Raw genomic sequence first — 12480 nt, 5'->3', positions numbered from 1 at the left:
TTTCAGATGTCAGACTTCAGATTGAAGATAAAGGCAAAAGTAAAAAGTAAAAAGTTTGGAAGAAAGAAGAAAGAGGAAAGAAAAAAGATAGCGCGGCGGAGATTTTCTGCGGCTTTCTTTGTGTTCCTTGAGAAAGACTTTGTGAACTTTGTGGTAAGATGAAAGTTGAAAGCAGGGAGCTTAAAGCATAGTGCGTATAGCCAGAACGAAAGCAAAATAAAAAGAAAAAATTAAAAAATTTGGAAGAAAGAGGAAAGAAAAAAGATAGCGCGGCGGAGATTTTCTTCGGCTTTCTTTGTGTTCCTTGAGAAAGACTTTGTGAACTTTGTGGTAAGATGAAAGTTGAAAGCAGGGAGCTTAAAGCATAGTGCGTATAGCCAGAACGAAAGCAAAATAAAAAGAAAAAAGTAAAAAATTTGGAAGAAGGAGGCAAGAAAAAAGATAGGACCCAGGAGATCTTCTGCGGCTTTCTTTGTGTTCCTTGAGAAAGACTTTGTGAACTTTGTGGTAAGTTGAAAGTTGAAAGATGAAAGATGAAAGATGAAAGCTGAGAGCAGAGAGCTGAATGCAGACCCATACCCGCTCCCATAACACCTGCCTCTCCATTAACCAATGACCAACCACCACCCACCAATCACCAGTCACCACCCACTAGCAATCACCTCAACCCAAAAAACCGTATCTTTGCCTAAATTTTTTAGTAATATGAGCCGCGAAAACAGCAAATCAGGAAAATCCCAAAGACCGGGAGCTTCCAAATCATCATCCGGTGCAGGTAAATCTCGCGCGCCCCAGTCCGATAAACCAAGAGCTTCAAGACCGTCTTCAGGTGCCGACAGACCCCGCAGCCCGAAGGCCGATATATTGGGAGCCAAATCCCAGCCGCGTGCCGGCAAATCCAGAACATCAAAACTGGAGCAGCCGCGCGAACCCCGACTTTACACCCAGGGCGAAATCCGCAGTTTTGAACGCATGCCGGCTGCCAAACGGGGTGGCAACACAGCAGGAAAAGAGTTGGGCCGTAAGATCATCAACAGAAATGATGATGCCGATAGAACGCGCAACTTTGTACAGAAAAGAAGACTTGAAAAGATAACCAAGGAAGTTCCGAAAGAGAGCATCCGTCTTAATAAATATATCGCCAACAGTGGGATCTGCAGCCGCAGGGAAGCTGATGAGCTGATTGAACAGGGTCTCGTGCAGGTGAATGGCCAGGTAGTGACCGAAATGGGCTACCAGGTGCAGAAAACCGATAAAGTAGTCTTCGACGGTCAGGGCATTACACCGGAAAAGCCGGTCTATGTACTGCTGAACAAACCTAAAGGATATATCTCCACCACCAAAGACGAGAAGGCCAGGAAAACCGTAATGGACCTTGTGGCCAATGCCTCGCCTTATAAAGTGCATCCTGTAGGCCGTCTGGACCGCTCAACAACAGGAGTGATCCTCCTGACCAACGACGGGCACATGACGAAGAAACTAACGCATCCTTCCTTCAATGCCAAAAAGATCTATCATGTAACACTGGACAGGAAGCTGGACCGTGCAGATATGAATGCAATCGCCGACGGTATCCGCCTGGAAGAAGGCATCGCCGAAATAGACAGTATATCCTATATTGAAGGCAAGCCGAAAAATGAAATCGGTATCGAGCTGCACACTGGCTGGAACCGTGTGGTGCGACGGATTTTCCACAAGCTCGGTTATGAGGTGGAAGCTTTGGACCGTGTGATGTTTGCCGGCCTGACTAAGAAAAACATTAAGCGTGGTCACTGGCGCATCCTTACAGACCTGGAGGTGAATAACCTGAAAATGCTGTAAAACACTTTTTGTAGAAATAATAAAATCCGTCCCTTCAGGCGGATTTTTTTGTGCACTGAAGGCCTGGACAGGATCAGTTTGTTTAATAATTTGCCAATGGATGACTCCTTACCCGACTCATCAATCTGTTGCAGGTATATTTTTTGTTTCCGACTATTCCTTAAGCAGTATCTACACGGTTTTCATTGTGACGCTCACCATGGTTTGGGGTGCCGCTGCACTTTATATTTTAGTGCGAAGATGGAAATCAATTTGAATTTAAAAAACGTATTATGAGCAGAGGTTTTGTAAAGGAAAGCGATCAGGAAGATTTGCCAATTGTACCGCCGCGTGCCGACTTACCCGCCGGGACGGTGAATTACGTTACTGAGGTAGGTTACGCGGAGTTACTTGCAGAACGCGATCAGCTAATTCATGAGCGCGACACACTTGCAGTTTCAGATGAAAACGAAAAGCGCATCGCTGTAAATTTCATCAATGCCAAGTTAGACTTGCTCAATGACCGCATCTCCAGCACGAAAATAGTACACCCTTCAAAACAGCCAAAAGACAAAGTCCGTTTTGGTGCTGAAGTATTTTTTATAGTAGATTCTGATCCAAAGATTCAGAACTATCAGATCGTGGGTGTTGACGAGGCCAATATCGCTAAAGGAAAAATTGCATTTACCTCACCCATTGCCAAAATATTTATGAACAGAAAAGTGGGCGAAACTGCAACCTTGAAGCTGGAAAGAGGTGAGAAGGAGTTTAAGATTGTGGAGGTGAGGTATTTAGATATAAATCGTGCGTGTCCTCACTCCTCCTTCGGATAATCTCAATCCGTGAGCTGCTGGCGAATCTTCGGATTAGTATCTTTCAGACAAAACGAGCAGAGGTGTAGCCGAACGGAGCGTAGCTTAAACTTGGTTTTATTACCAACAACTTTAAATAAGCTCATCTTTATAAAACTCTACCACTTTATCAATATATCGGGCCAAATTGTTCTTTTCTTCATCATTAGCCTTGGTTTTTGCGACTTCTGAAAAGTAAGTTTCAGCTATTTTTCTGACATCAGCACCTTCATCATAATATTGCTTTGCAAAGCTGTAAGCAAGATTTTTTACCAATTCCTCATATTCCTTTGCTCGTTCAAAAGCATTCTTATTTCCATTTATCAGTCGCCATCTTTCAATTGCTGATAAGTGACAATGTAGATAAGATAAACCTTCAGGAATTTGATTGATCACGGCTTCATAGGTTTTTCCCTTCCCATTACAGAATGCACATTTTCCAGGTTGCCAAAATAATTGCTTCCGTAGTCGTGCAATATCTTGATCGTCAACATTTCCCTTTCCTAAGCATCTAGGACATTGAATGTTTGGTTTCTGAAATATAAGTTCTAATAGAAGCATTTTATAAAATTGTTAATAATGACCGCCTACCAGTCATCGTTTCGGTGAAGAGCTCTTAGCTCAAAACGGCTATTTGGTATAGCCTTCTTAGTCAGCGCCATTTGTTTACGTGCTCTACTTTGTCCTCAAATTGAGTTGCTAATGATTTAACTCTTGATTTCAAAAGTAACTTTCTTCCGTCAATTGTCCTTGTAAAAATCAAGTCGCAAGATCCTACAAGTCTTTCCCATTGGCTTTGGAAATATTCTGCTGAATTCTTGTTTTTTCCCAGTAACTGTGGTACAGAATGATAGTCTTTTTGCTTAACGAATAGCATAAATCTATTTTTTCGTATAATAACATATCGTGGGTTGTCAATTGGAGCAATGATTTCCTGGAGTGCATTGATAAATGTTGATTTGTCGAAAGTCGTACCACCTTCCAAGTGGCAAAAAACAGCCCCCCAGTTATCAACTGATGTTTCAACCTTCAGTTTTGAAAAATCTGTCGTAATAACTCCTGCATTAATCAAGGAATGTAAAAGTGTATTTCCAATTTGTTGGATATCTTTTGAAATATCACGGTATTTTAAATAAAGTCTTAACGTTTTAAAGGTCAACCTTCCAAAAATTACCATTCCTACAACTCCGATAATTGCTAGGAAAAAATATAGATCTTCTATACTTTTTATATATCTAGCTGCTCTGGCAAGAATTTCTATACTTTCGAATCCAAAACCTACTAATCCAGAAGCTAAGGTGGCCAAAAGGTTACGGATAGTCTTATGTAAGTACATAGACTTCACCGCTTTATATTCTTTTTCTTCAGGGAATGGGATTTTGATTTCTTCTACAAGGTTTATTCCTGTTGCCAATGCCTCTTTCCAACGCAGTTTCAGGCTTTCTCTGTCTCCTGCGTGGGTAAACATTTCAAGGTTTTTCTTTTCAGCTTCTTCTTTATGGTGAATGTTTTCGGGTAAATTCAATCTGCCAATTCCGTTTTCAATTCCGGGTTCTTCTTTGAATGAAACACCTACAAAACTTCTGAAACGTCTTTTAAGTAAATCAAAATCGTCTCCGCCTGTGGGTGAAGTGGGATCAATACAGACCAGATGCCAAATGTTTCCTGTCTTGTCACTATTTCCGTTTTGTGTTCTAATGGCTCTGCCACGCATTTGATTTGAAAGAACAAACGAACCTACAAAGCTTGCCAGGATTAAAGAATTGATTGCTGGTGCGTCCCAACCTTCTCCAAGCAAAGATTTTGTACCTATCAGTACCTCAATTTCTCCTCCTTGAAAGATTTGAGTTACTATGTGAACAATGTTGTGTTTGAGTTGCTCGTTTTGGCTGATTAAAATGTAGTTACTGTCAAATGGAACTGGATAAGAACTGATTTGAGTAATACCATATTTTGCCGCTTTTGCTTCAAATGCGGGATAGGCACTAACAGGAATGATTATCATTGAACCTGTTAAAACAGCAATTTTCTTGTTCTCCTTATTTTCCCGTCTTAATTTTTCAAAGATTGGAATTACACCGATTTTATTTAGTTCAAGATTATTGTCGGGCGCGTTTATATAAAACTCTTTGCGGATAAAGTCGGAAAGAATTACCAAACGTAAATTGTTTCCTAAATTCTTGTACTCAAAATCAACAATATTTTTAATGCCGTTTAGTTTGCTGATGCTTGAAGTCAAAAATCCTGTTACTCTTTTGTTATGGGAAAAATTGATTTGTCGCCTTTCTATTGCCCCATATCTTCTTAACCTCTTTTCAAGTCTTTTTTGATGTTCTTCAAATGGTTTGAAGTGTTCTTTTTCTTTATAAAGATAAAAATCTAAAAGTATTTCAATCCATTCGTAATCAATTTTGGGGATTTCAAATTTCTTATCTCCAATTACTTCAAGATGTGTTTCGGGAATTTCCCTGTCGTTTGCATTTAGGAAAATTAAACAAGCGGAATAATAGGAGAGGTTGTTATAGATATAATCTAACTGCTCTGTTGGTTTTTGCCAAATTGGATGTTGTTCTATCGCTTTGACGATAGTTTCATCATTTTTTATTTCCTGATAAAGCTTTTCAATGTTTTGTCTGAAATCTACAATGCTTTGGTTTTCTTGCTCTGTTGGTAGTGTAAAATAAACGTAATCTTGATGTGGGCATAAATCGCCTTCTATTACCAATTCAGGAACTGAAATTTCTGTGTCAACTGGTCCGTTTAAGTCAATGTATCTTTGCCATTCCGCAGCTGTTACGTCATAGGGCGGTGTAGCTGTTAAACCAACAATAACCGGATCTAATTTTTCTTTCACCTTCGTCAGCGTTTGCCACCATTCATTTTTTAGATGGTGTGCTTCATCCACCACAATCGTTTTTATTTTTAGTGCTTTAAGTCCATTTACAATATTATCAAGATTTGGATTTGTCGCTTTTCCGTTTCCATTTGTTTCTTCGGATTCTTCTTCATTTTCCAGTTCTTCTTCGTCAATTCTCCAATTGTTGCACGGTGCGTGAAGGCCTTGATACGTTACAACGGTCATAAATTTAGGATTGCGTATGTCTCTCGAAATCCAATCAGGTGTCAAGTTAGTTTGAAGGAACAGTTCACAAAAACGTTGTATCCATTGGTTACGAATTGCAATTGTCGGAGCAAGGATTAACGTCGGATTATTAAGTCGAACAGCCACTTCAAGTCCTAAAACCGTCTTTCCGGAGCCAGGGGGAGCAATTACGTGCAAATGTTTGTCAGTTAAGTGGTTTTTTAACTCGTCAAGCACTCTTTGTTGGTATTTTCTCCAACTATACTTAAACTTAATGTCTATGGGATATTCTGTCAATGTCTAATGCTTTTTAACTTACGCCTAATGACCGTCTGGCACGTCATCGTTTCCGCGAAGACGGTTCAGCTGCGTAATTCGTCACTGGCGGCGTGTTTTAATTCTTTTAAAGATACTCAAAATTATAATTTACTGTTTTCTGAGAGCTGCAATTAGCCAGAAAGAACTTAAATTATGCTAACGAAAGTGTCTGTCTGGAGTCTTTCGTAAGTTAAAGGCCAATCCAGCGGCCGAATTGAGTGAATTATAAGGTGATTTCTAAGAGCAAGTGATTATTTGTTTCTTTCGCTTTTCCATTCATGTTCAATCTTTGTCATCAGTAACGCGTTGTCAAATGTCACCGAACCTTTTGGAAATAGTTCTTCGTTCTCAAAGAAACTTGATTTTACTTTTTGAATGGCTAATGGTCTAACTTCCCAATTGTACGCTTTGAGTCTGAGTCCCTCAAATTTGTTCTTGTTTGGTGAGTAACCTAGGTCACCATCTTCAAAAAAGGCAGATGCATTACTCAGAGTTTCAAAAACTGATTTGTCGTTAAACAACTTAGTCTCGGTGGCATTAATTAAAATTTCGGTGTAATCCGAGCTTTTAAAGTCAATATGGTAATTACCGTTATCTTCTTCCACGTTAAACTTTGCATAATAGTGCTTACCTGGAAAAATCCGTCCGCCAACAAGGGTGTTTAGTTTTAGGGACGTGTCCCTTCGGGGAATATAGACTCCTGATTTCGTCTCGCCGTTTTCGTCCCATTCCACCGCAATTCTGTGAGCACCATTTTCAGAGCTTACACCCATAAAGTCGGGAAGTCCCTTTGGTTTGATGTTTTTCAGTCTGATCAGGCAAATACCTACGATGGCTTTGTCCTTATAAATTTTTGGTCTGAATGGAAATGGAATAATTTTCTCCACCGCTTTCGGGTCAGCTGTAAAGTTGATTAATATCCGTCTGTCGATATATCCGTGGATTGTAGGAATTTTCATTGCGTGTTGGTTTTAGTACACCGGATGGGGGACAGTATACGCTTGGCATGCTCCGCATCTTAGGCAAGGTTCTCCTAACGCCGAATCGAAATTAGTGAAAGGAGGCAGTTGGAAAAACATCGTGTAAATGCAACGATCATTTCCCTACCGAGGGCGTGAATTTAAGGATGCTTTTTAGTGAGTTTTGAAAATTATTACAGAAAATTAGGATTGTGCTTATCACTTCTACGAAATAGATCCTGAACTGGCACTCCATGCTGTTTATGCCTTTTATCTAATTGAAATATTAAGATGCTTCCCTAATCCAAGTTCAATCAATTTATAATAAGTAGAAATTTGGATATCACTTAGTCCACGTTCTATTCTGGAAATATAACTTTTTTTTGTCCCTGTTTTTTCTGCAAGTTCTTCCTGAGTTAAGTTCGCTTCAATCCGCGCTTCTTTCAACATAACGCCTAATCTGAATGCAAGTGAATCCGCATCAAACTGATCTCTTTCATTGTTTCCTTTTTTGCCGTATTTCTCATCAAGGAGTTCATCAAAAGTTTTAACGTCTTTCATTTTTTTTCTGTTTTAAATATTCCGTTTTCAAATACTGTGCAAGATAGATCTCATTTTTAGGAGTTTTTTGGGTTTTCTTAACGAAAGCATTTGTCAAAATCACCAATGTTCCTTCATCCTGGAAGCATAGGATTCGAATGCTTTCTGTGATGTAATGACTCTCACTTCATAAATTCCATCGGTACTTTCCAGTTTCTTAAAGAACTTGATTGGAATCTGCCTTTCAAAGCGAACCAGATCCAAAACATATTCAATTTTTAACTGGACTTTTGAATCCTGAGATTTATAAAAGTCAATTACACTGTCCCCGAAGAAAATAATTTCTCTTGCCACAGAAGCAAAGTTAACTAATTAGTTTACTTTATTCCAAATATTTATGAGGCTTTTTAAGTTCTGACGAAGTGTATATTGGGCCGATATTATTTTGCTCCGAAACGGAATGCGTCAAAGCCGGTAGTTGGGAAAACCTGGTGCGAATGCAACGATGGTTTCCCAAATGTTAGCGTATATGACTTGTGGCGACTTTCGAAGCACTTTCCTGTCGGCTTGCAACAAATTTACTCAAAAGCACTAAGCTTGAATTTACCACTTTCCCCGACATTAGTTATTTACGCTGTTGTGCGGTCGGCTTTTTTTTATTCTTTCAATGTTGTATTCAAAATCGGGAATTCTTTTTCAATTGTTCTGTCATCCACTTTTCCGTCATTGTTATGGTCGCCATATTCAAGTCCTGCTCTGATTAAACTCCGAAGTCCTTTAATCTCATTGGTGTTAAGTCGAAGAACCATTTGATTAAAATTATTTTCTCCGATTAGGTAAATTATCTGAGTCAGCACAAAACCCAAGTCATAACAACCTGCTCCGCCACCACAAGGAAAACTAGTTAATTTCGGTATGGCTTTTTCATTTTGGTCTAACGCTTCTTTAATTAGTTTTCGCAATTCTTTATTGGTTTCGTAGTCCTGATGAACATAAAGTGTTTCGGCAATTTCGATTCCGTTTGTTTCTTTCTGTTTGCAGCTATTAAATGTCAAAAGGATAAGAAGAAGTGGTATTTTCAGAATTCGTGTCATTTGTTTGATTGTCGTCTATTTTAGCTGCCGCATATCGACCGTCCGGCTTTGTTGCGCGTCCTGGGATGATCTACTCTGAAATTCGTCACGCGGACGTTATAAAATAATTTCCTTTAAAGATATTCAAATTTTTAAACTGCAGACTGAGAAGTGATAATTGAATTTTGCGTGGCAACTGCTTGCAGGTAAACTTGATCTCCACTGTGGTGTTCGGGCGTCTCGGTCCGCCACCGGAATATCTTTTCGTTCTCCAGCCTTTGTCTGCAAAATAACCTTTGTGGGCAAGGGAACCTGTATTCTGCAGCAAAGAAAACCCCGCAGAAACCACTTCCAAAGGCGACCAAACTCCCAAAAAAAAGCAGTCCTTCTAAAAAACTGCTTTGGCAATCTAAATTTTTAAAACGACAACTCCTTAGACTGCCAAAAAAAATCCCGAAGGTGAGCCTGTCCAGAGCGCAGCGAAGGATCTGACGGGCTTTATCAATTGTTTATTTATATTTTTAATGGAATTGATGATTGTTAATTCATTTGCCTCCGGCGAAACTTCGGTTTACCTTCGGTGAATCTTCGATTTCGTGTCCTGCGGACAATACAATCATGGTTATTGGCGGTAGCTATTTTTCGTTAATTTTTTTTGCTTTATAATTGAAAAATGCTTGAGGATGCAAAAAAACTTTTTCTCCATCAATAAATACAGTCGTTCTAAGATCTGTTTTTTCTTTGGTGTTTTCGTTTTGTATAATATATTTGCAATCAATTATTTTGATTACTTTCCTTTGACTTTTCCTGCTATCAATACTTGCATCTAAAATTTTGTTGTAATATTGAAAACTATCAGAAACTGTTTTCATTTTATAATTAAAGTCTCTTTGAAAATTTTTTATCGCTTCAACCGTTTTAGCTGTGTCCATGTTCTTGATGTCAGAACCAATTCTATTTTGTTCCTTATTAATATGAATTAAAGCTTGGTATGCATTGTTTGCAATAAAATTGTCAATCTGACGAAGACTTATAGAATCACTTTTGATTTTTTCAAAATAAATTAATTTTTCGTTTTGCTTTAGATGTATTTTACTTTTTATTTCATTATCAAATTTTTCTGCATCTGATTCGCAACTAATAAGTGTAATTAGAACAAGGATAATAAATCTACATTTCTTCATAATTTCTTTTTGTGTCAAATTTTTTGGGTAGTTGCAGTAACGGTTTGGCAGATTGGCGATTGGCGGGCTTCTCAGCACAGAAGTTTGTTCGGAGAACTGAACTTTCTGTAACCACAAAACTGTCAAGCGGAGACGAAACCCCGCCTATTGCCAATGTGCTGTTATGGGCTGGGCTTCTTTTCAGTCCGCTTGTCCCCATAGTGTCCATTTATTATTTAATTTGTCGAAACGATATAATTGTTTTGTCAGAAGTCTTTCACCTTCCTTGAATATTTCTGTCACAAAGTTTTTAAGTGAATTTACTTTCACTTTGTCATTTTCTGGCACCATCATTATCAAGTCTTTTGCTGGAACTGCAACAATTAAATTGTCTTTAATTTGGTCGGCACACCACTCCCAAATCCCTGTCAATGTCAAGGAGCCAGTCTCGTGGTCTCCACCCGCAATTAAGCCGTGTCCGCCAAAACCGGTTTCGTTAAAAGTAAACTCAATATCTCTGTCTAGATTTGTTGTTGCAATTTCGTGAAGGTCTTCAATTGATATATTTTGAGGCAAGTCTCTTTTTAATATTAGGCTGAATTGTTCACCTTCGTCAACCGCATAAAAGATTGCCAAGTTTCCAAGCCAATTTTGCATAATAGGTTGTTCTTCGTCTTTAAGTTCTATTTCCTGGGTCGAATTAGGAACTTCTTCGTCAGGCTCGTAAACGACCTTTATCCAAGGGTATATTTTGTCTTTTATTTCGTCAAAATTCATATTGCTGCCATTGTCGTTTGTGTCGTATTAGCCTTGCCCATAACTTGTATATATGTATTACAAAATCATACATATACAACCACTGGGCGGGAGATATGTATGACTATCGTCATACTTTTTTTACCAAATATAAAATAATTTCTTCACCGCGCTGCATCTCCTGTTGCTTTCGCAAAACAAAAAAGCGGAAGAAGTAAAAACTTCCTCCGCCCAGAGCCCAAAAATCAAATAAACTATGAAAAAAAATTATTTGGGCTCCAATATGCTGAACGGTACAATACACTCCTCCAGTGAAATGCCGCCATGCTGGTACGTGTCTTTATAGTAGTTCACGTAATGGTTATAGTTCTTCGGATAAGCCAGAAACATATTGTTCTTCGCAAAAATATACTTGGAGCTCAGGTTTCCCTTCGGCAGGAAGAGTTTCTCCGGATTGCTGATGGCCCAAACGTCATTGTCCTCATACGTCAGGCTTTTCCCGGTCTTGTAGCGGATATTGGTCGAGGTTTCCCTGTCGCCAACTACTTTGCTCGGCTTTTTCACATAAATGGTGCCGTGGTCGGTTGTGATTACGAGTTTAAAGCCGCTCTCGGCCGCCAGTTTCACGATCTTAAGCAAGGAGGAGTTCTCAAACCAGTTGTAGGTAAGCGAACGGAAGGTCTTGTCGTCACGGATGAGCTGGTTGATGATGTGGTTGTCGGTTTTTGCGTGACTCAGGATATCGATGAAATTGTATACAATCACCAAAAGGTCGTTGTTCTTATGCTGATTGAATTCCTCCAGCACCTTCTTCTCAAAATCCGAGTTCAGGATCTTCAGGTATTTCATTGATTTTGACGAAAGGCCCAGACGTTTCATCTGGTCTTCCAGGAACTCGCGTTCGTATTCGTTCTTGTTGCCGTCCTCATTATCGTTGAACCACTTGTCCGGAAAGCGCTTTTCAATCTCGGAGGGCAGCTGGCCCGCAAAAAATGAATTCCGGGCGTACTGCGTAGCCGTGGGAAGGATGCTGTAATAATAATCCTCGGAGGTTTTGTTATAGAACTTGGTGAAGAGGGGTTCAATCATTTTCCACTGGTCGTAGCGCAGGTTATCGATCATCAGCAGCAGGACTTTGTCCTTTTCCAGCTCAGACTTCACTTTCTCCTTGAACACTGTGTGACTCATCATCGGCTTGTCGGCACCGTGCAGCCACTCTTCATAATTGTTCTCGATAAATTTGCCGAACTGGATATTGGCTTCCTCTTTCTGGCTCTGCAGCAGGTCGGCAAATTCATTATCGGCCACCTTGTCGAAGCGGATTTCCCAGTTCAGGATTTTCTTATAATATTCGGCCCATTCTTCGTAGGTTCTTACATAGGAAAGTTCCATTGAGAGCTGGCGGAAGTCCTGCTGATAGCTTTGGATCGTGCGCTGTTCCACCAGTTCATCTTCCTGGAGGTTTTTTTTAAGCGAGAGCAGGATCTGGCTGGGGTTTACAGGTTTCAGGATATAATCTGCAATCTGCGAGCCTATGGCTTCTTCCATAATATGCTCTTCTTCACTTTTGGTTACCATAACGATCTTAATCGCGTTGTCCCGCGCCTTGATCATGGGGATGGCTTCCAGCCCTGAAATTCCGGGCATGTTCTCATCTAAAAAAGTAAGGGCGAAATTATCGGCGTCTATAAGCTCTAAGGCGTCATTCACATTGTTCACAGGAGTCACGCTGTAACCCTTATTCTCTAAAAAGACAATATGGGGTTTCAGCAAGTCCACTTCATCATCAATCCATAGTATTTTTCCTGACATAAAATTGGGTAAGTTTATTTGAAGCCGGAAACCGGCATTAGTATTGAATTTATAGCGTCAAAAATACGACCAAAGCTTCATAAGTTTTGCCCAATTTTAAAGGCTAAAACGTTAAAGTTCAGTTAA

General features: G+C 39.6%; 13 protein-coding genes. 2 read left to right on the top strand and 11 right to left on the bottom strand.

The annotated features are described in order from the left end of the window. Positions 1-16: 16 nt before the first annotated feature. On the bottom strand, positions 17-631 hold the full coding sequence (locus P0M11_RS07275) for a hypothetical protein (protein WP_275625085.1): 615 nt from the start codon (positions 629-631) through the stop codon (positions 17-19). Positions 632-705: 74 nt separating this feature from the next. Between P0M11_RS07275 and P0M11_RS07270 the strand changes: the two genes are divergently transcribed. After that, complete coding sequence (locus P0M11_RS07270) at positions 706-1821, top strand: pseudouridine synthase (RefSeq protein WP_275625084.1); 1116 nt, start codon at positions 706-708, stop codon at positions 1819-1821. 272 nt (positions 1822-2093) lie between these two features. Next, the gene (locus P0M11_RS07265; protein WP_275625083.1) at positions 2094-2633 is read left to right on the top strand and encodes a GreA/GreB family elongation factor; all 540 of its coding nucleotides are present in this window, start codon (positions 2094-2096) and stop codon (positions 2631-2633) included. Positions 2634-2744: 111 nt separating this feature from the next. Here P0M11_RS07265 and P0M11_RS07260 read toward each other — a convergent pair whose 3' ends face one another. From P0M11_RS07260 to P0M11_RS07215, 10 genes are all read right to left on the bottom strand, one after another. Further along, positions 2745-3212, bottom strand: coding sequence for a hypothetical protein (locus tag P0M11_RS07260; protein WP_275625082.1), 468 nt, complete (start codon positions 3210-3212; stop codon positions 2745-2747). A gap of 91 nt (positions 3213-3303) precedes the next feature. Beyond that, positions 3304-6030, bottom strand: a complete 2727-nt coding sequence (locus P0M11_RS07255) for a DEAD/DEAH box helicase family protein (protein WP_275625081.1) — start codon at positions 6028-6030, stop codon at positions 3304-3306. A gap of 272 nt (positions 6031-6302) precedes the next feature. Further along, on the bottom strand, positions 6303-7010 hold the full coding sequence (locus tag P0M11_RS07250; RefSeq protein ID WP_275625080.1) for a DUF2071 domain-containing protein: 708 nt from the start codon (positions 7008-7010) through the stop codon (positions 6303-6305). A 270-nt stretch (positions 7011-7280) separates the two neighbouring features. Next, positions 7281-7571, bottom strand: a complete 291-nt coding sequence (locus P0M11_RS07245) for a helix-turn-helix transcriptional regulator (protein WP_275625079.1) — start codon at positions 7569-7571, stop codon at positions 7281-7283. After that, positions 7558-7674, bottom strand: a complete 117-nt coding sequence (locus P0M11_RS07240; RefSeq protein WP_275625078.1) for a type II toxin-antitoxin system RelE/ParE family toxin — start codon at positions 7672-7674, stop codon at positions 7558-7560. Before P0M11_RS07240 ends, P0M11_RS07245 begins: the two co-directional genes overlap by 14 nt. Then, the gene (locus P0M11_RS07235; protein WP_275625077.1) at positions 7671-7904 is read right to left on the bottom strand and encodes a hypothetical protein; all 234 of its coding nucleotides are present in this window, start codon (positions 7902-7904) and stop codon (positions 7671-7673) included. Before P0M11_RS07235 ends, P0M11_RS07240 begins: the two co-directional genes overlap by 4 nt. A 302-nt stretch (positions 7905-8206) precedes the next feature. Continuing rightward, positions 8207-8644, bottom strand: coding sequence for a hypothetical protein (locus P0M11_RS07230; RefSeq protein WP_275625076.1), 438 nt, complete (start codon positions 8642-8644; stop codon positions 8207-8209). Positions 8645-9258: 614 nt separating this feature from the next. Then, on the bottom strand, positions 9259-9825 hold the full coding sequence (locus tag P0M11_RS07225; RefSeq protein ID WP_275625075.1) for a hypothetical protein: 567 nt from the start codon (positions 9823-9825) through the stop codon (positions 9259-9261). A 162-nt stretch (positions 9826-9987) separates the two neighbouring features. Next, positions 9988-10563, bottom strand: a complete 576-nt coding sequence (locus P0M11_RS07220; protein ID WP_275625074.1) for a DUF1444 family protein — start codon at positions 10561-10563, stop codon at positions 9988-9990. Between the two features lie 246 nt (positions 10564-10809). Continuing rightward, positions 10810-12354 (bottom strand): PglZ domain-containing protein, encoded by a 1545-nt coding sequence (locus tag P0M11_RS07215; protein ID WP_275625073.1) that lies wholly within the window; start codon positions 12352-12354, stop codon positions 10810-10812. Between the last annotated feature and the right edge of the window lie 126 nt (positions 12355-12480).

It is taken from the genome of Kaistella sp. PBT33-4, assembly GCF_029194425.1.
GTDB lineage: Bacteria > Bacteroidota > Bacteroidia > Flavobacteriales > Weeksellaceae > Marnyiella.
The sequence above is the reverse complement of the archived record's forward strand: the minus strand, read 5'-3'. Positions and strand labels throughout refer to the sequence as shown.